This window comes from Alloalcanivorax mobilis, assembly GCF_002864685.1.
Lineage (GTDB): Bacteria > Pseudomonadota > Gammaproteobacteria > Pseudomonadales > Alcanivoracaceae > Alloalcanivorax > Alloalcanivorax mobilis.
On record NZ_NMQZ01000012.1, the window covers coordinates 33,341 to 51,452 of the forward strand.

An 18,112-nucleotide genomic window follows, 5' to 3' on the forward strand; every position below is an offset into this window, starting at 1 on the left:
CGATCGTTATCAGAATGTCTGGCCCAGTGAGAACTGGAATACCTCGGTGTCATCGCCGGGCTGGTTGTTGAACGCTTTCGCCAGGTTAAAGCTGAGCGGACCAATGGCGGTCAGCCAGCTCAAGCCGATCCCCACGGAGGTGCGCAGTTCGTTGACGTCGAAGTCGGCGCCGATGTCGGTGCGCTCGGTCTCCCAGACGTTACCCGCGTCGGCGAACAGGAACGTGCGCACGCTGCGCGATTCCGGCGCGAACGGCGTCGGGAAAATCAACTCCAGCGTCGCCTCGGTCAGGAAGTTACCGCCAATCGGATCCGGGTCCGGGTCGGTGCTGCCCTGGTTCACGTACACCAGTGCCGGCGAGCGCGGCCCCAAAGATCGGGATTCATAGCCACGCACCGAGCCGATGCCACCGGAGTAGTAGTTCTCGAAGAACGGCAGGATCTCGCCGTCGCCATAACCGTCGCCGAAGCCCACGTTCCCTTTGGCGCGCAGGGTCCAGCGATTAGTAATCGGGAAGTAGCGTTCGGCGTCCAGGTTGACCTTATAGAACAGGTAGTCGGAACCGGGCACCGCCACTTCCATATTGGCGCTGGCGGACCAGCCACGGTCCGGCAGCACACCCCGGTTCAGGGTGCTGGTGCGGATACCGAGGTTCATTTTCCATTCGTTGAACTTGCTGCCTTCCTGCTGCACGAAATCGTCGATCGACTGGGCAATGTAGTCGCCCGGCTCCACCGAGGTGCGCTCGAAGGTGCCGCCGAAGTTGAGGCGCGTGTATTCGGAGATCGGGTAACCGAAGGTCACCGAGCCACCGGAGCGGTCCGCCGCGTAGGAGGAAATGCGCGCTTCGTCGAAATCGATCTTCGAATAGAACAGGCTGAAGCCCCGGCTCACGCCATCCAGCGTGTAGTAGGGGTTGTAGTGGGAGAAACTGTAGTAATCACGGATATCACTGCGGCTCACCGAGAATGACACCCGGTTACCGGTGCCCCGGAAATTGTTCTGGCTGACGTTGGCGCCGAAAATCACACCGGACGCGTCGGAATAACCGACGTTGGCGCCAATCGACCCGGACGGCTGCTCCTCCACGGTATAATCCACGTCCACCAGATCATCGCTGCCGGGCACCTTGTCGGTGTCGGCTTGCACGTTGCTGAAGAAACCGAGACGCTGCATGCGCTCACGGGAAAGATCGATCAGCGAAGTGTTGGCGGGGGCGTTCTCGAACTGTCGCAGTTCCCGGCGAATCACTTCGTCGGAGGTCTTGGCGTTGCCTTTGAAGCCGATACGGCGCACATAGACACGGCGACCGGGGTCGACAAAGAAGGTCACGTCCACGGTGTGATCGGCGTTGCCGGTGTCCTGCTCCACGCCCTGCACTTCCGCGAACGTATAGCCTTCGTTGCCAAGACGACGCTTGATCAGATCGCTGGTGTAAGTCACCAGCTGCTGGCTGAACACCTGCCCTTTCTGCATCACCACCAGCGGCCGCAGTTCTTTTTCGCCGACCACCAGATCGCCGGTCAGCTTAACGTCATTGACGGTGTACTGCTCACCCTCGGCGATGTTGATGGTGATCTGAACCCGCTCGCGATCCGGGGTCACCGAGACCTGAGTGGATTCGTTGGAAAAGTTGATGTAGCCGCGATCCAGGTAATAGGAGCGTAGCCGCTCCAGATCGCCGCCCAGCTTCTGCCGGGAATACTTGTCGTCACCCTTGATGAACGACCAGAAATGGCTCGACTGCAACTCGAACTGATCGAGCAACTCTTCATCGCTGAACAGGGTATTGCCGACGATATTGATGTCGCTGATGCGCGCCGACTTGCCTTCATAAATGTTGATCTTCAGGCCCACCCGGTTACGCGGCAACGGCGTCACATCGGTGCTGATGTCGGCGCCATAGCGGCCCTGGGCGATGTATTGCCGCTCCAGCTCGCCGGAGATCGCCTCCAGGGTGGAGCGCTGGAACACCTCGCCTTCGGTCAGGCCGGCCTCGGTGAGGCCTTTGCGCAGGTCCTCTTCCTGGATCGACTTGTTGCCGGTGATCTCGATGCGCGCGACGCTGGGCCGCTCGGCGACCACCACCACCAGGTCATCGCCGTCGCGGCCCAGTTGCACGTCCTCGTAGTTGCCGGTGGCGAACAGACGTTTCACCGCCTGCTCGACCTGCGTCTGGCCGATGGTGTCGCCAGCCTGAATCGGCAAAGCGGCGTAAACACGCTCCACCGGTATCCGCTGCAGACCTTCAACGCGAATATCGCGCACCTTGAACGGCAACGGGCTGCTACTGTCCGCCGCCGTTGCCTGGGTGAGCGTGGATACCAGAACACAAACCAGCAAAATGGCCCCGCCGAAGAGGGCCTTGGATCCAAAATTCATGAAAACTGTCGCACCAGATCGTTGTAGATGGCCAACAACATGAAACTCACCACCAGCGTCAGCCCCAGGCCCTGGGCGGTCATAAGGAACCGCTCGGGCAGGCTGCGCCCGCGAATCATTTCGATGATGCCGAAGAGAATCCAACCGCCGTCCAGCATCGGCACGGGCAGCAGATTGATAACACCCAGAGTGATACTCAGGTAAGCCAGCAGCATCAAAAAGCTGGCCAACCCCACCGAGGCGCTCTGCCCCGCCACCTGGGCGATGGTAACCGGACCGCCGAGGCTGTCCAGGGGCAAATGCCCGGTAAACAGTTTCGCCAGGCTGGAGCCAATCAGATTGACCTGCTGGGCGAAACGCTCGCCGGCGGCGCCCACGGCGCCGATCGGGTTGTAAGTATGTTCCACCAGGCCGCCGGGCAACACACCCAATTGGCCCAGAGTCTGGCCCTGGTAGTCCACCGCTTGCGGGTAAAGGGTCAGCGCCACGGTGCGTCCGTCGCGCAGCACCGTGGCCGGCAGTTCCTTGCCCGGACTGTTCTGTAACAGCGCGCGCCATTGGCCCCAGCCGGCCACCGGTTCGCCATTGGTGGTGATGACCTGATCGCCGGCGCGCAGTCCGGAGCGCACCGCCCCGCTGTTTTCGGCCACGTCGCCGATGATCACCGCCTGATTCAGCCCGAGTACTTCCAGGGGAGATTGCTCCGGGTCCTGGGACCAGGCGTCGATGGGCAGCCGCCGTTGGGCGCGCTCACCGTTGGCCTGGCGCACCGTCACCGACAACGGTTCGCGCTCGCCCAGATGCAACACCATTTCGTTGAACACATCCTGCCAGCCACGCACCGCCTCGCCATTGACGCTCAGCCACTGGTCACCGGGCTGGAATTGCGCCTGCCGCGCCGGCGAATCCTGAGCGGCGGCGCCCATCACCGGCAGGCTGTCGCGCTCGCCCACCGCCATCATCAGCACCCAGTAGATCAGGAACGCGAGAATAAAGTTGAACAGCGGCCCGGCGGCGTAGGTGATGACCCGCTGCCAGGCGGGTTTGGCGCTGAACTCGCCGGTCCAGTCGGCGTCTTCCGGCAAATCGCTGTCGCGGCGGTCCAACGGTTTAACGAAGCCACCCAGGGGGATCGCGCTGATCACCCAATCGGTGCCTTTTTTGTCGGTCAACCGGGCCAGGCGCGGGCCAAAGCCCACGGAGAAGGTCAGCACGCGCACGCCGAAGGCGCGCATGGCCAGAAAGTGCCCCCATTCGTGGAAGGCAACAATGACAACAATGGTGACGACGAACGCCAGCACCGTCAGCATGCCCACTCCTTGATCAGCGCACGGGCGACATCCCGCGCTTTGTCATCCTGTTCCATCACCGCGTCCACATCCGAGCAGGGAATCACCGGCAGGCGTTGCAGGCTCTCCGCCACCACCTCACCGATCCGGTTGAACGACAACTGTCCGGCCAGGAAGGCGGCCACCGCTTCTTCATTGGCGGCGTTGAGCACGGCGGTGGCGGTGCCGCCGGTCTCCATGGCCTGACGGGCCAGCCCCAGGCAGGGAAATGCCTGCGCATCCGGCTGGCGGAAATCCAGCCCGGCGAGCTGGCCGAAGTCCAGCGGCGCGGCCCCGGATTCGATCCGCTCCGGCCACGACAGGGCGCAGGCGATCGGCGTGCGCATGTCCGGGGTGCCCATCTGCGCCAACACCGAACCGTCCAGATACTCGACCATGGAGTGGACCACACTTTGCGGGTGCACCACCACATCGATGCGCGAGGGCGCCACTGCGAACAACCAGCACGCTTCGATAAACTCCAGACCTTTGTTCATCAGGGTGGCGGAATCCACCGAAATCTTCGGGCCCATGTCCCAGTTCGGGTGGCGCACCGCCTGCTCGGCGGTCACGGCGGCGAGCTGCTCACGGCTCCAGCCCAGAAACGGGCCACCGGAGGCGGTCAGCAACAGGCGCCTGACCCCGGGGCCCACGCCCTCGCGGGGCAGGCACTGAAAAATCGCGTTGTGCTCGGAATCCACCGGCAACAACGTGGCGCCGTGGCGCTTCACCGCGTCCATGAACAACGCACCGGTCACCACCAGGGCTTCCTTGTTGGCAAGCAGGATTTTTTTGCCCGCCCGCACCGCCGCCAGGGTCGGCCGCACGCCCGCGGCGCCCACGATGCCGGCGACCACGGTGTCCACCTCATCCAGCGCCGCCAGGGCGCACACACCCGCGTGCCCGGCCAGCACCTCGGTGTCTGACCCGGCCTCCCGAAGATGGTTCCGGAGCGCCTCGGCGGCGCGTTCATCCGCCAGGGCGGCGTAGCGGGGCCGCCATTTCAGGCAGTGCACCGCCAGCTCTTTCCAACGGTGCCCGGCGGTCAGCGCCACCACCTGGTAACGTTGCGGATGCAACGCCAACACATCCAGGGTCTGGCAACCGACGCTGCCGGTGGCGCCGAGTATGGTGATCGCCTCGCTCATAGTGAGCCCCCGGGCAGCGCGAACCAGTTGAGGCCGAGCAGCGCCACCGGCAGCGCCGCGGTGACGCTGTCGATGCGGTCCAGCATGCCGCCGTGGCCGGGCAATACCGTGCCGCTGTCCTTGATGCCGCGCTCGCGCTTGACCATGCTCTCGAACAGATCGCCCAATACCGACGCCAGCACCGTCAGCAGCGCCACCACCATCAAGGGCGGCAGAGTCGCCTCCAGCCAACCGCTGGCATAAACCCCGGCCACCACCAGCAACGCCAGCACGGCGCCGCCGATCAGGCCTTCCACGGTCTTGCCCGGGCTCACCGACGGCGCCAGTTTATGACGCCCGAACGCACGCCCCGCGAAATAGGCGCCGGTGTCCGCCGCCCACACCCACACCAGCACGAACAGCAGCGCCCAGGGTCCGGCCAGACCCAGCGCGCCCTGATCCTGGATCGTCACCACCGCCATCCAGGCCGGCACCAGCAACAACCAGCCCACCACCACCAGCAGCGGCGGGCGGAACCACAGGCCGGCGTTACGCGGATAGCCAAGCACCGCCACCAACGCCAACAGCCACCACAGCGGCAGCGCATTGAGCAGCCAGGCCGGTTGCCACAGCTCGGCCATCACCATCAACAGCGCCAGGCTAACGCACCAGAGCGCCCGCAACGGCACGCTGATGTCGCGCATCATTGCCGACCATTCCCAGCCGCCCACCAGAAAGAACACGCCGGCGACCAGGGCAAAAGGTTCCCGGGACAGGCCGAATACCGCCCCCAATACGACGGGCAGCAGTACCAGAGCGGTAATCACCCGCAACTTCAGCATTCTTGTTCTCCATGTAGGCGATCAACCTGATCGCCGGAACGGCCGAAGCGGCGCTGCCGCCCGGCGTAATCCCGCAACGCCGCATCCAGTGCGTCGGCGTCGAAATCCGGCCACAGCAGCGGTGTGAAATACAGCTCGCTGTAGGCCGCCTGCCAGAGCAGGAAATTGCTCAGGCGCTGCTCGCCGCCGGTGCGGATCAGCAGGTCCAAGGGTGGCAGATCGGCAAGGCACAGGTGTTGGCCGAGGGTGTGGGCATCGATGGCCTCCAGGGCCATTTCTCCATCGCGGACTTGCCGGGCCAGCGCGGCGGCGGCCTGGGCCAGGTCCCACTGGCCGCCATAGTTCACCGCGATGGCCACCGTCATGCGCTGGTTGTCGGCGGTCAGCCGCTCGGCTTCGGCCATGCCGGTGCGCAGCTCTTCAGCGAAGGCACTGCGATCACCCAGGAAGCGCAGGCGGACGGCGTTGTCGTGCAGCTCGTCGACCCGCTCGGAGAGCGCCCGCACGAACAGCGCCATCAGATGGTTGACCTCATCCTCCGGGCGACGCCAGTTCTCGGAACTGAAGGCGAACAGTGTCACCGCCTCGACACCGCGCCGGCCGGCCTGCCGGATCACCGTCTGCACGGCGCGCTCGCCGGCGCGGTGACCGTCGGCGCCGGGCAGCCCCTGGCGCCGCGCCCAACGGTTGTTGCCATCCATGATAATAGCGATGTGGCGGGGCACTGAGCCCTGATGAGAGTCGATGTCCGGCGCTGAGGATTTATCCATAAATAGAAACGGGCTGCCTGACCGGATCGCCTGTTCGCGCAGCGATCCAACCGGGCACCCCGACACCACAGGTTGCAGTGACTTTTGAAGACGGTGGCGGTTACGGCACACGGCCGCAACGGCGGCTTATACCGTCATCAGTTCCTCTTCCTTGGTCTTCAGCATCTTGTCCACCTCCGCCACCATGCGGTCGGTCAGTTGCTGAATCTGCTCCTCGCCGTGGCGGGCCTCGTCTTCGGAAATCTCCTTTTCCTTGAGCAGATCCTTGAAATCACCGTTGGCGTCACGGCGGATATTGCGGATCGCCACCTTGGCGTGCTCGGCTTCGCTGCGCACCACCTTAACCAGATCGCGGCGCGTCTCTTCGGTGAGCGGCGGCAATGGCAGGCGGATCACGGTGCCGGCGGTGGACGGGTTGAGGCCCAGGTCGGAGGTCATGATGGCCCGCTCCACGTCCTGGATCAGGCTCTTGTCGAACGGCGACACCACCAGGGTGCGGCCCTCTTCCACGGAGATATTGGCGACCTGACTCAACGGCGTGTCCGAGCCGTAGTAGGAGATCGTGATGGTGTCCAGCAGGCTCGGATGGGCCCGTCCGGTACGCACCTTCTTGAGCGCCGTCTCCAGGGATTCCAGACTCTTTTTCATGCGCTCTTGCGCGTCTTTCTTGATGTCCTCGATCACCGTATTTCCTCGTCTTCTTTAGCCGCTTCCACCAGGGTGCCTTCGTTGCCGCCCAGCATCAGGCTGAGCAAGGCGCCCTGCTTATTCATGTTGAACACCCGCAACGGCATGTCATGGTCCCGACACAGGCAAATCGCGGTCAGATCCATCACCCCCAGCTTGCGGTCGAGCACCTCGTCGTAGGTGAGGCGATCGTACTTTTGCGCCTGGGGGTTGGTCACGGGATCGTCATTATAGACCCCATCGACCTTGGTGGCCTTAAGCACCACGTCGGCGCTGATCTCGATGCCACGCAGGCAAGCCGCGGAGTCGGTGGTAAAGAACGGATTACCGGTACCGGCGCAAAAAATCACCACCTCGCCGTTCTTCAGATAGCGGGTGGCATGGCGGTGGTCATAATGCTCCACGATGCCACTCATGGGAATCGCCGACATCAACCGGGTACGGATATTGGAGCGCTCCAGGGCATCGCGCAGCGCCAGGGCGTTCATCACCGTGGCCAGCATGCCCATATGATCGCCGGCCACCCGGTCCAGGCCGGCGCTTTGCAGGGCCGCGCCACGGAACAGATTGCCACCACCGATCACCAGCCCCACCTGCACGCCAATGCCCACCAGTTGGCCGATTTCCAGCGCCATGGTGTCGAGCACTCGCGGGTCGATGCCAAACCCTTCGTCGCCCGCCAGCGCCTCGCCGCTGAGTTTCAGAAGGATACGATTGTAGCGCGGTGAGCGCTCCTTGCTCTTGGCCATGTCTTGTTCTCCGCCACTCATGGAATAGCCGCCCTCGGATCGATTAACTGGGTGTTGGAAAAGCCGCTTGGGGCTCTCTCAAGCCGCCTCTGCGGCACAGCTCCGCACAGGCGGTCATGCGAATCAGGACCGTACCGGATCGGCGGTCCCGATGGCCGCCGTGGCGATGCTCGCCAACGGCGTCAGGGCGCAAACCTTCAAGCACACTACCCGCCCGGAAGCAGGATGCAAGGCCCGGCGGTGCCCGACCCGCCCGACCGGTGACGAAAGTCGAAAAAAACGCCTTGCTGGGCTGGCCAGCAAGGCGTCTTGGGACGCTCTCTACAGAGACAACCGGCGGCGAAGGAAATTCAGCCCTTCTTCGCCTGAGCCATCACCTCGGCGGCGAAATCGACCTCTTCTTTCTCGATCCCTTCGCCCACCACCAGACGCTCGAACGCCACCACTTCGGCGCCGGCATCTTTCACCAGGCCACCCACGGTCACGTTGGGGTCCTTAACGAACGGCTGATCGTTGAGGCTGACTTCTTTCAGATACTTGTTGATCCGACCGCCCAGCATCTTCTCGACGATTTCCGCGGGCTTGCCTTCCATGTCCGGCTGGGCGCGGATGATCTCGCGCTCTTTATCCAGCACTTCCTGGGGCACCTGGTCGGATTTCACCACCATCGGGGCCACCGCGGCCACGTGCATGGAAACGTCCTTGCCCAGCTCGGCGTCGCCGCCGTTCATGGCCACCAGAACGCCGATTTTGCCGCCGTGCACGTAGCTGCCCACGACGCCACCATCAACGCTCAGACGCACCGCGCGGCGCACCTGGATATTCTCACCGATTTTCTGCACCAGGGCCTGGCGGGCCTCTTCCACGGTGCCGCCTTCGATGCTCAGCTCGGCGATCTTGGCGGGATCGGTTTCGTCGGCGTCCAGGGCGGCCTGGGCCACCTTGCTGGAGAAGCCGAGGAAGTTGTCGTCACGGGCGACAAAGTCGGTTTCGGAGTTGATCTCCACCATCACCGCGCGGGAATTGTCGGCGGTGGTGGCGATCACTACGGCGCCTTCGGCGGCGGTACGGCCTGCTTTCTTGGCAGCCTTCGCCTGGCCGGACTTGCGCAGATCGTCAATGGCTTTCTCGATGTCGGCACCCGCTTCCACCAATGCCTTTTTGCATTCCATCATGCCCAGACCGGTGCGCTCACGGAGCTCTTTCACCATTGCAGCAGTTACAGCAGCCATGCTTACCTCGTTGAATCTTTAATTCGGGTAGTGCGATGCGCGGGGCGGGCCAGGCCCGCCCCGGCGTGATCAACCTTCGGCTTGCTCGCCTTGGGCTTCCTCGACTTCGACGAACTCGCTCTCGCCACCGGACTGGGTGCGGGCGTATTCACGACCTTCCAGGATGGTGTCGGCGGCCGCCGCCACGTACAGCTGGATGGCGCGGATGGCGTCGTCGTTGCCCGGGATCACATAGTCGATGTCATCCGGGTTGGAGTTGGTGTCCACCACCGCCACTACCGGAATACCCAGTTTACGGGCTTCCAGAACAGCGATGTTCTCGTGGTCCACGTCCACCACGAACAGAGCATCGGGCAGGCCGCCCATGTCCTTGATACCGCCGATGGAGCGTTCCAGCTTCTCCATTTCACGGTGACGCATCAGGGCTTCTTTCTTGGTCAACTTACCCAGGGTGCCGTCTTCTTCCTGAGCTTCCAGATCACGCAGACGCTTGATGGACTGGCGAATGGTCTTCCAGTTGGTCAGCATGCCACCCAACCAGCGGTGATCCACGTAGGGCATGCCGCAACGGCGCGCTTCTTCGCGAACCGCTTTCTGAGCGGCGCGCTTGGTGCCCACGAACAGGATCTTGTTGTTGCTGGCCGCCAGCTTGTTCAGGAACGACATGGCGTCGGTGAACAACGGCAGGGTGTTTTCCAGGTTGATGATGTGAATCTTGTTACGGGCGCCAAAGATGAAGGGCTTCATCTTGGGGTTCCAGTAACGGGTCTGGTGGCCGAAGTGCACACCGGCCTTCAGCATATCGCGCATGGTTACGCTGGACATTGTCTATACTCCACGTTGGGTTAGGCCTCCATACCCCCGCATGACCCAACCAGCCTGTCCGCCCCTTTATAGAAGGAAGGCAAAACAGCCGGCACCCAGAGCCATGTGTCGGGGTATGTGTGATTTAGTGACCCGGCCATCGCGGCTCCGTTATGGTTCCGCTGATGCCAGGTTCCACCTCGCGCCGCCGAGCAGGTACAATGCTGAACCGCCGACGAGCGACAAAGGCGCGCGCTTTATACCATAAGCGCCTTCCCCGGGCAACGTGAAAGCGGTATACAGGTTACCGGCCCGGGCCCGCCTTTGCAGCCCAAACCCTTGAATACGCTGGAGTTTCTCTCATCAACATGAACGTGACCACGAAAACCCCGGAAGACATCGCCAAAATGCGCGAAGCGGGCCGCCTCGCCGCCGAAGTGCTGGAAATGATCGGCGAACACGTCCAGCCCGGGGTCAGCACCGAGGAGCTCGACCGCCTCTGCCACGACCACATCGTCAACCAGCAGCACGCGATCCCCGCCTGTCTCGGCTACCGGGGCTTCCCGAAATCGATCTGCACCTCGGTGAACCACGTTATTTGTCACGGCATCCCCAACGACAAAAAACTGCTTAAGAAAGGCGACATCGTCAACATCGATGTCACCGTGATCAAGGACGGCTGGCACGGCGACACCAGCAAGATGTATTTCGTGGGCGAGCCCTCGGTGCTGGCGCGCCGTCTGGTGGAGACCACCCGGGAGTGCATGCTGGAGGGCATCCGCATGGTCAAGCCCGGCGTGCGCCTGGGCGACATCGGCCACCGCATTCAGAAGCTGGCGGAATCCGAGCGTTTCTCGGTGGTGCGCGAGTATTGCGGCCATGGCATTGGCCAGGTGTTTCACGAGGAGCCGCAGGTGCTGCATTACGGCAAGCCGGGCACCGGCATGGAACTGCGCGAGGGCATGGTGTTCACCATCGAGCCGATGATCAACGCCGGCAAGGCCACCACCAAACTGCTGCCCGACGGCTGGACAGTAGTGACCAAGGATCGCAAGCTCTCCGCCCAGTGGGAGCACACTCTGGCGGTCACCGCCGACGGCTATGAAGTGCTGACCGCCCGCCAGGAAGAAAGCGACCTCTACTGACTTTAGCAGCCGGCGCCGGCCTCATCGCCGGCGCCCTCCTGTTCCCAACCGGTGCCCGCGCCATGAATCTGACCCCTCCCCTGACCCAGACCGAGCTGCTGGACGCGCTGCGCGCCAGCGAGCAGCCCGGCATGGCGGCCCGCCGCTTTCTCGAAGAGGGCCAGGCACGCCTGGACGCCGCCTTCGAAGACGCGCCGATCTCGGATCTGGTCACCGGCCGCGCTGACCTGGTGGATCGGGTGCTGATCGCCGCCTGGTCGTTGTTCGGGCTGGATCAGTTCGACCAGAGCGCCCTGGTGGCGGTGGGCGGTTATGGCCGTGGCGAGCTGCACCCACATTCCGACGTCGATCTGATGGTGCTGTTCCGGGACACCCCGGCGCAGCCGGCCTGCGCCGCCCTGGAGGGGTTCGTCGCCTTTCTCTGGGACATCGGCCTGGAAATCGGCCACAGCGTTCGCACCCTGCAAGAGTGCGTGAGCCTGGCCAGCCAGGACATCACCGTGGCCACCAACATCATGGAAGCACGCACTCTGGCCGGCGATGACCGGGTGCGCGCCGATCTGGAGGGGCTCACCGGCCCGGCCAATATGTGGCCCAACGACCGCTTTTTCGCCGCCAAGTGGGAAGAGCAGATGGGCCGCCACCGCAAGTTCAACGACACCGAATACAACCTGGAACCGGACATCAAGAACGCCCCCGGCGGGCTGCGCGACGTGCAGATGATCGCCTGGGTGGCGAAGCGGCATTTTGGCGCCGACAGTCTGGAGGCCCTGGTGCGCGCCGGGTTTCTCACCGAGCGGGAATACGGCGCGGTGCGCCGCTGCCTGGACTACCTGTGGCGGGTGCGCTGGCAACTGCACAACCTGACCGGCCGCAACGAAAACCGCCTGCTGTTCGACCACCAGCGCCAGCTCGCCGAACGGCTCGGCCACAAGGACTCCAACGCCAACCTGGCGGTGGAGTTGTTCATGAAGGAGTTTTACCGCGTTGCGCTGGCGCTGTCGGTGCTCAACGAGATGCTGTTGCAGCTGTTCGACGAGGTCATCCTGCGCGCCGACGAGCCCGAACAGGTGCGCCCGCTCAACCGCCGTTTCCAGGTCCGCAACGACTACCTGCAAATGAGCGCCCCGGACGTGTTCCAAAAGCACCCCTCGGCGCTGCTGGAAGTGTTTGTATTAATGGCGCAAAACCCGGATCTGAAGGGCATCCGCGCCGCCACCGTGCGCGCCTTGATCCAGTCGCGGCGTCTGATTGGCAAGGAATTCCGCGACGATCCGGCCAACACCGCCCTGTTCATGCAACTGCTGCGCAGCCCGCACGCCCTGTTCACCCAGCTGCGGCGCATGAAACGCTACGGCATTCTTGGCAAATACCTGCCCGAGTTTGGCCGCATCATCGGCATGATGCAGTACGACCTGTTTCATATTTACACGGTCGACGCGCACACCCTGCTGGTAGTCAAGAACATGCGCCGGCTGCGCTACGAAGATCAGCGTGAAGCGTTCCCGGTGGCCTGCGAGGTGTTCTACCGTTTGCCCAAACCGGAGCTGCTGTACGTAACCGGCCTTTACCATGACATCGCCAAGGGCCGTGGCGGCGACCATTCCGAGCTCGGCGCCGACGACGCCATTGCCTTTTGTCAGCGCCATGGCCTGACCAGCTGGGACGGCAAACTGGTGGCCTGGCTGGTGCGCAACCACCTGACCATGAGCGTGACCGCCCAGCGCAAGGACATCTCCGACCCGGACGTGGTGCACGAATTCGCGCGCACGGTGGGCGACTTGGTGCACCTGGATTATCTCTATGTGCTGACCGTGGCCGACATCAACGCCACCAACCCGGCGCTGTGGAACTCCTGGCGCGCCTCACTGCTGCGCCAGCTGTATCTGGAAACCAAACGGGCCCTGCGCCGCGGGCTCAGCAATCCCCAGGACAAACAGGACTGGATCGACGAGACCCGTGACGAAGCGCTGAAACTGCTCACCGACCGCGACTACGACGCGCCCGCCATCGAAGCGCTGTGGGCCAACATCGGCGACGAATACTTTCTGCGCGAAACGCCCTGGGACATCGCCTGGCACACCGAGGCCCTGCTGGAGCGCCGCGACAACCGCGATCCTCTGGTGTTGATCCGTGAATCGGAAACCAACCAGGGCAATCAGCAGGAAGGCGGCTCGCAGATCTTTATCTACACACCGGACACGCGCAACCTGTTCGCCGCCACCGTCAACGCCATCGACGCCCTGGGGCTGACCATCGTCGACGCGCGCATTATCACCAGCGCCGACGGCTTCAGCCTGGACACCTACATCGTGCTGGACGAAAACAGCACCCCCATCGGCGACGACTGGCCGCGCGTTGAACACATTCGCAAAACCCTCACCGAAACGCTCAAGCAGCCGGAAAATTTCGGCGCCAGCGTCAGCCGACGCATGCCGCGCCGGCATAAGCATTTCGATGTGCCCACCCAGGTGGTGATCAGCAACGACATCGTCAATGACCGCACCGTGGTGGACATTCAGACCCTGGACCGCCCCGGCCTGCTGGCGCACATCGGGCGCATTTTCGTGCGCTTCGAACTGCTGGTGCAGAACGCCCGCATCGCCACCCTCGGCGAACGGGTCGAGGACGTTTTCTTCATCACCGACCTGGACGGCAACCCGGTCTCCGACCCGGACCTCTGCCAGGACCTGCAAAACACCCTGAAACAGGAACTGGACGAGCGCAGCAAAAACGACTCGCTGTCCGTGACGATTTGATTTTGCGTCCGACGTCCGGCGTCGGACGTCAGACGACTTGAATCTTTAAGGAAACCCATGAATCCCGATCTGCAACGGTTGCACCCCTACCCGTTTGAGAAACTTGGCGTGTTGTTTTCCGGCTTGCCGGTCTGCGACAAACCGCCGGTGGCGTTGTCGATTGGCGAGCCGCAACATCCATCGCCGGAATTCGTGCAGCAGGCGTTGCGCGACAGCACCGCCCTGCTGAGCCGCTATCCGGGCACCGCCGGCCTGCCGGAATTGCGTGAGGCCATCGCCGCCTGGTTGCAGCGCCGCTTCAAGCTGCGCAGCATCAGCGCCGAGGACCAGATTCTGCCGGTCAACGGCACCCGCGAAGCGCTGTTCGCCTTTACCCAGGCGGTGCTGGATCGCAGCCAGGCGCCGCTGGTGCTGATGCCCAATCCGTTCTACCAGATCTACGAAGGCGCCGCCCTGCTCGCCGGCGGCCAGCCGGTTTATCTGCCGTGCACTGAAGCCAGCGGCCTGCAACCGGATTTCGACGCCGTCGACGAGCACACCTGGCGGCGCACCCAGCTGCTGTTTATCTGCAGCCCCGGCAACCCCACCGGCGCCACCCTCAGCCAGGCGCAGATGAAGGCCCTGATTCAGCTCGCCGACAAGTACGACTTCGTGATCGCCTCCGACGAGTGCTATTCGGAAATTTACCGGGACAAGCCCCCCGCCGGCTTGTTGCAGGCCTGCGCCGAGATGGGCCGCCACGATTACCGCCGTTGCGTGGTGTTTCACTCGCTCTCCAAGCGCTCCAATTTGCCCGGTTTGCGTTCCGGCTTCGTGGCCGGGGATGCCGCCCTGCTGGAGCCGTTCCTGCGCTACCGCACCTACCACGGTTGTGCCATGCCGGTGCACCATCAACTGGCCAGCATCAAAGCCTGGGAAGACGAAACCCACGTGCAGACCAACCGCCGTCTTTACGCGGAAAAATTCGACGCCGTGCTGGACATTCTCGGTGCGCCACTTAAGGTATCCGCCCCGGACGCGGGCTTTTATTTGTGGCCGAAGACGCCCATCGACGATGAAACCTTCGCCCGCCGTTTGAAAGCGGAAGAGAACGTCACCGTGCTGCCTGGCCGCTACCTGTCACGCACCGTGGATGGCCGCAACCCGGGCACGAACCGGGTGCGCATGGCGCTGGTGGCGGAACTGGACCAGTGCGTGGAAGGCGCCAGACGCATCCGCGCCCTGATCGAACGGCTTGGGTGAAGACGCTGGACGCCGGACGCTTGACGCCAGACGCTTAAACCCAAGTTGTCCGAGCGGTGTTTTTAGCGTCCGGCGTCAAGCGTCCAGCGCTAACAAAAGGAAACCCGATGACGACAACGATCTACGGCATCAAGAATTGCGATACCATGAAAAAAGCCATGACGTGGCTGGATGCCCAGGGCGTGGATTACCGTTTTCACGACTACAAGAAAGAAGGCGTCCCCGAGGCGCGCCTGCGCGAGTGGCTGGCCACCCTGGGCTGGGAGACCGTGATCAACCGTCGCGGCACCACCTGGCGTAAACTGGACGCCACGCTGCGCGACAACATGGACCGCGAGCAGGCGCTTGCCGTGGCGATGGACAATCCGTCCATCATTAAACGACCGATTCTGGAAACCGGCACCGCCCTGCGCGCCGGTTTCAACGAGCAAGACTGGAAGCAATTGATTTAAGCGCTGGACGCCGGACGCCAGACGCCGGACGCTTAAAGCAAACCCCTCCGGGTTTTAGCGTCAGGCGTCCAGCGTCAGGCGTCCGGCGCCCCAACAGGAGGCAACATGACCGACATTTTTGCACTGGCCTTGGGCTGTGGCACCAAGAACCGCGATGATCTGTGGCTGGAAGTGTACTACCCGGACCCGGCCATCAAGCCTGATCCGCGGCTGGTGGAGGTGGTGCGCGAGGAAGTGGGTTACCAGGGTGGCAACGCGGCGCTGGAACTGACCCACCGTCAGATTCAGCACATCGCGCGGGAATGGCGCGACGCCGGCTTCGAACACGAAGCCAGCTACGCGGTGGCGTTCCAGGAATGTCAGCAACCGCTGGTGCTGACCATTCTGGAAACCGACGCGGAGCCCGCTTCCACCCCGGAAGCCTATCTGAAACTGCACCTGCTTTCGCACCGTCTGGTCAAACCCCATGGCGTGGTGCTCAGCGGCATCTTCCCGCTGTTGCCCAACGTGGCCTGGACCGCCGAAGGCGCCGTTGATCTGAACGAACTGCCCGAGCGTCAGTTGATGGCCCGCCTGGACGGCCGCGTGCTGGCGGTGAACAGCGTCGACAAGTTTCCCAAGATGACCGATTACGTGGTGCCCAAAGGTGTGCGCATCGCCGACACCGCCCGCGTGCGTCTGGGCGCCTACGTGGGTGAAGGCACCACCGTCATGCACGAAGGGTTCATCAACTTCAACGCCGGCACCGAAGGCCCGGGCATGATCGAAGGCCGCATTTCCGCCGGCGTGTTCGTGGGCAAGGGCTCCGACCTGGGCGGCAGCTCCTCCACCATGGGCACCCTCTCCGGGGGCGGCAACATGATCATCGCCCTGGGTGAAAACTGCCTGCTCGGCGCCAACGCCGGCACCGGCATTCCGCTGGGTGATCGCTGCACCATCGAAGCCGGCCTCTACATCACCGCCGGCACCAAGGTGGAACTGCTCGATGACCAGGGCGAAAACGTCGACACCGTGCGCGCCCGCGACCTGGCCGGCAAAAGCGACCTGCTGTTCCGCCGCGATTCCCTGACCGGCGCGGTCCAATGCCGCACCAACAAAACCGCCATCGCCCTCAACGAAGAGTTGCATAAGCACAACTGAGCAGCCACAAGCCGCAAGCCTCAAGCCACAAGCAGGCCCCGGCGGTCTGCGAGCTTGAAGCTTGTGGCTTGCGGCTTGGAGCCGATTTAATGTCTCGTACCCTCGATTACGCCAAGGAGTTAATTCGTCGTCCATCGGTGACACCGGAGGACGCGGGTTGCCAGGAATGGATGGCGGAGACCCTTCAGGCCTCGGGGTTCGAGTGCGAAACCCTGTGGTTCGGTGAGGTCCGCAACCTGTGGGCGCATCGTGGCCAGGGCGGGCCGTTGTTCGTGTTCGCCGGCCACACCGATGTGGTGCCCACCGGCGAGCCAGGCGCCTGGCGCTTTGCACCGTTCCAGCCCAGCGAGCATGAAGGCCGGCTGTACGGGCGCGGCGCGGCGGACATGAAAGGCTCGATCGCCGCGATGATGGTGGCGGTGGAACGGTTCGTCGCCGAGCACGGCGATCATCACGGCCGCATCGCGTTCCTGATCACCGCCGACGAGGAAGGCCCCTCGGTGGACGGCACCGTCAAGGTCGTACAAGCGCTCGGCGAGCGCGGCGAAGCCATCGACTACTGCCTGGTGGGGGAGCCCTCCTCCACCGACACCGTCGGCGATGTGATCAAGAACGGCCGGCGCGGCTCGCTGGGCGCCCGGCTCACCGTCAAGGGTGTGCAGGGCCACGTGGCCTACCCGCACCTGGCCCGCAACCCGGTGCACGATGTGGCCCCAGCCCTGGCGGAACTGGCCGCCATCGAATGGGACCAGGGCAATGCGTTCTTCCCCGCCACCAGCTTCCAGATTTCCAACCTCAACGCGGGCACCGGCGCCACCAATGTGATCCCGGGCACCTGCGAGGTGGTGTTCAATTTCCGTTTTTCCACCGAACTGACGGAGGCGGATCTGCGCCAGCGCACCGAGGCGATTCTCGACCGGCACGGCCTGGACTACGATCTGCAATGGACGCTGTCCGGTCAGCCGTTTCTCACCGACCGGGGCGCGCTGGTGGACGCCACCGTCGCCGCGATCCGCTCGCAAACCGGCCGCGACACCGAACTGTCCACCGCTGGCGGCACCAGCGATGGCCGTTTTATCGCCCCCACCGGCGCCCAGGTGGTGGAACTGGGCCCGGTCAACGCCAGCATCCACAAGATCGATGAGCACACCGACATCGCCGAACTGGACGTGCTGACCGACATCTACCGCCAGATCCTGGAAAACTTACTGGTCTAGGTCCGCGCCACAACCCGGCCCGGCGCTCTATTTCACCGCCGGCCGGGTCCCCAGCACCACCAGATAAATCACCCCCACCAACGGCACCACCGAAGTGGCCAGGCCCGCCAGCGTCGGCAACAGTGGCTTCATTCGCTTGCGCCTGGCGATCACATAGCTCAGCGCGGTGCACACCACCATCCACACCGCCATCACACCCACCAACAGACTCATATGCTCCGCCATCGCGGTCTCCT

Annotated in this window: 16 protein-coding genes; 6 read left to right on the forward strand and 10 right to left on the reverse strand. The window is 63.6% G+C overall.

The window, feature by feature from the left end; translation table 11 throughout:
* Positions 1 to 9 precede the first annotated feature (9 nt).
* The 9 genes from bamA to rpsB form a co-directional block, all read right to left on the reverse strand.
* On the reverse strand, positions 10 to 2,382 hold the full coding sequence (gene bamA / locus CGS25_RS08345; protein WP_089032196.1) for an outer membrane protein assembly factor BamA: 2,373 nt from the start codon (positions 2,380 to 2,382) through the stop codon (positions 10 to 12).
* Positions 2,379 to 3,692 (reverse strand): RIP metalloprotease RseP, encoded by a 1,314-nt coding sequence (gene rseP, locus CGS25_RS08350; RefSeq protein WP_101675200.1) that lies wholly within the window; start codon positions 3,690 to 3,692, stop codon positions 2,379 to 2,381. Before rseP ends, bamA begins: the two co-directional genes overlap by 4 nt.
* Positions 3,686 to 4,858: a 1-deoxy-D-xylulose-5-phosphate reductoisomerase gene (gene ispC / locus CGS25_RS08355; RefSeq protein WP_089032198.1), complete on the reverse strand. Its 1,173-nt coding sequence runs from the start codon at positions 4,856 to 4,858 to the stop codon at positions 3,686 to 3,688. Before ispC ends, rseP begins: the two co-directional genes overlap by 7 nt.
* A complete protein-coding gene (locus tag CGS25_RS08360; RefSeq protein WP_089032199.1) occupies positions 4,855 to 5,679 on the reverse strand; it encodes a phosphatidate cytidylyltransferase in 825 nt (274 codons plus the stop codon). Before CGS25_RS08360 ends, ispC begins: the two co-directional genes overlap by 4 nt.
* Entirely contained in the window at positions 5,673 to 6,449 is a 777-nt protein-coding gene (gene uppS / locus CGS25_RS08365) for a polyprenyl diphosphate synthase (protein ID WP_101675201.1), read from the reverse strand. The genes CGS25_RS08360 and uppS overlap by 7 nt, the downstream gene beginning before the upstream one ends.
* Positions 6,450 to 6,575: 126 nt before the next feature.
* Positions 6,576 to 7,133 carry a ribosome recycling factor gene (gene frr, locus CGS25_RS08370; RefSeq protein WP_101675202.1) on the reverse strand — a complete coding sequence of 186 codons (558 nt, stop codon included), beginning with the start codon at positions 7,131 to 7,133 and terminating at the stop codon, positions 6,576 to 6,578.
* Complete coding sequence (gene pyrH, locus CGS25_RS08375) at positions 7,130 to 7,885, reverse strand: UMP kinase (RefSeq protein ID WP_198588732.1); 756 nt, start codon at positions 7,883 to 7,885, stop codon at positions 7,130 to 7,132. The genes frr and pyrH overlap by 4 nt, the downstream gene beginning before the upstream one ends.
* A 350-nt stretch (positions 7,886 to 8,235) precedes the next feature.
* The gene (gene tsf / locus CGS25_RS08380) at positions 8,236 to 9,117 is read right to left on the reverse strand and encodes a translation elongation factor Ts (RefSeq protein ID WP_101675203.1); all 882 of its coding nucleotides are present in this window, start codon (positions 9,115 to 9,117) and stop codon (positions 8,236 to 8,238) included.
* Positions 9,118 to 9,186: 69 nt separating this feature from the next.
* Positions 9,187 to 9,942 (reverse strand): 30S ribosomal protein S2, encoded by a 756-nt coding sequence (gene rpsB, locus CGS25_RS08385; protein ID WP_089032204.1) that lies wholly within the window; start codon positions 9,940 to 9,942, stop codon positions 9,187 to 9,189.
* Positions 9,943 to 10,289: 347 nt separating this feature from the next.
* On the opposite strand from rpsB, the gene map reads away from it, so the two are divergent.
* From map to dapE, 6 genes are all read left to right on the forward strand, one after another.
* On the forward strand, positions 10,290 to 11,066 hold the full coding sequence (gene map / locus CGS25_RS08390) for a type I methionyl aminopeptidase (protein WP_089032205.1): 777 nt from the start codon (positions 10,290 to 10,292) through the stop codon (positions 11,064 to 11,066).
* Between the two features lie 62 nt (positions 11,067 to 11,128).
* Positions 11,129 to 13,825 (forward strand): [protein-PII] uridylyltransferase, encoded by a 2,697-nt coding sequence (locus CGS25_RS08395; RefSeq protein ID WP_101675204.1) that lies wholly within the window; start codon positions 11,129 to 11,131, stop codon positions 13,823 to 13,825.
* Between the two features lie 57 nt (positions 13,826 to 13,882).
* Positions 13,883 to 15,067 carry a succinyldiaminopimelate transaminase gene (gene dapC, locus CGS25_RS08400; RefSeq protein ID WP_101675205.1) on the forward strand — a complete coding sequence of 395 codons (1,185 nt, stop codon included), beginning with the start codon at positions 13,883 to 13,885 and terminating at the stop codon, positions 15,065 to 15,067.
* A gap of 107 nt (positions 15,068 to 15,174) precedes the next feature.
* Complete coding sequence (locus tag CGS25_RS08405; RefSeq protein WP_101675206.1) at positions 15,175 to 15,519, forward strand: ArsC family reductase; 345 nt, start codon at positions 15,175 to 15,177, stop codon at positions 15,517 to 15,519.
* Positions 15,520 to 15,624: 105 nt separating this feature from the next.
* Positions 15,625 to 16,659, forward strand: a complete 1,035-nt coding sequence (gene dapD / locus CGS25_RS08410; RefSeq protein ID WP_101675207.1) for a 2,3,4,5-tetrahydropyridine-2,6-dicarboxylate N-succinyltransferase — start codon at positions 15,625 to 15,627, stop codon at positions 16,657 to 16,659.
* An 89-nt stretch (positions 16,660 to 16,748) separates the two neighbouring features.
* A complete protein-coding gene (dapE, locus tag CGS25_RS08415; RefSeq protein WP_101675208.1) occupies positions 16,749 to 17,876 on the forward strand; it encodes a succinyl-diaminopimelate desuccinylase in 1,128 nt (375 codons plus the stop codon).
* A gap of 27 nt (positions 17,877 to 17,903) precedes the next feature.
* Here the strand turns inward: dapE and CGS25_RS08420 are convergent, their stop codons facing one another.
* Positions 17,904 to 18,101, reverse strand: a complete 198-nt coding sequence (locus tag CGS25_RS08420; protein WP_089032211.1) for a hypothetical protein — start codon at positions 18,099 to 18,101, stop codon at positions 17,904 to 17,906.
* Positions 18,102 to 18,112 lie beyond the last annotated feature (11 nt).

What these genes read in the sequence shown, in the direction of transcription:
- bamA (WP_089032196.1), bottom strand. Translation starts at nt 2,382, where the DNA reads ATGAATTTTGGATCCAAGGCCCTCTTCGGCGGGGCCATTTTGCTGGTT.
- rseP (WP_101675200.1), bottom strand. Translation starts at nt 3,692, where the DNA reads ATGCTGACGGTGCTGGCGTTCGTCGTCACCATTGTTGTCATTGTTGCC.
- ispC (WP_089032198.1), bottom strand. Translation starts at nt 4,858, where the DNA reads ATGAGCGAGGCGATCACCATACTCGGCGCCACCGGCAGCGTCGGTTGC.
- CGS25_RS08360 (WP_089032199.1), bottom strand. Translation starts at nt 5,679, where the DNA reads ATGCTGAAGTTGCGGGTGATTACCGCTCTGGTACTGCTGCCCGTCGTA.
- uppS (WP_101675201.1), bottom strand. Translation starts at nt 6,449, where the DNA reads ATGGATAAATCCTCAGCGCCGGACATCGACTCTCATCAGGGCTCAGTG.
- pyrH (WP_198588732.1), bottom strand. Translation starts at nt 7,885, where the DNA reads ATGGCCAAGAGCAAGGAGCGCTCACCGCGCTACAATCGTATCCTTCTG.
- tsf (WP_101675203.1), bottom strand. Translation starts at nt 9,117, where the DNA reads ATGGCTGCTGTAACTGCTGCAATGGTGAAAGAGCTCCGTGAGCGCACC.
- rpsB (WP_089032204.1), bottom strand. Translation starts at nt 9,942, where the DNA reads ATGTCCAGCGTAACCATGCGCGATATGCTGAAGGCCGGTGTGCACTTC.
- map (WP_089032205.1), top strand. Translation starts at nt 10,290, where the DNA reads ATGAACGTGACCACGAAAACCCCGGAAGACATCGCCAAAATGCGCGAA.
- CGS25_RS08395 (WP_101675204.1), top strand. Translation starts at nt 11,129, where the DNA reads ATGAATCTGACCCCTCCCCTGACCCAGACCGAGCTGCTGGACGCGCTG.
- dapC (WP_101675205.1), top strand. Translation starts at nt 13,883, where the DNA reads ATGAATCCCGATCTGCAACGGTTGCACCCCTACCCGTTTGAGAAACTT.
- CGS25_RS08405 (WP_101675206.1), top strand. Translation starts at nt 15,175, where the DNA reads ATGACGACAACGATCTACGGCATCAAGAATTGCGATACCATGAAAAAA.
- dapD (WP_101675207.1), top strand. Translation starts at nt 15,625, where the DNA reads ATGACCGACATTTTTGCACTGGCCTTGGGCTGTGGCACCAAGAACCGC.
- dapE (WP_101675208.1), top strand. Translation starts at nt 16,749, where the DNA reads ATGTCTCGTACCCTCGATTACGCCAAGGAGTTAATTCGTCGTCCATCG.
- CGS25_RS08420 (WP_089032211.1), bottom strand. Translation starts at nt 18,101, where the DNA reads ATGGCGGAGCATATGAGTCTGTTGGTGGGTGTGATGGCGGTGTGGATG.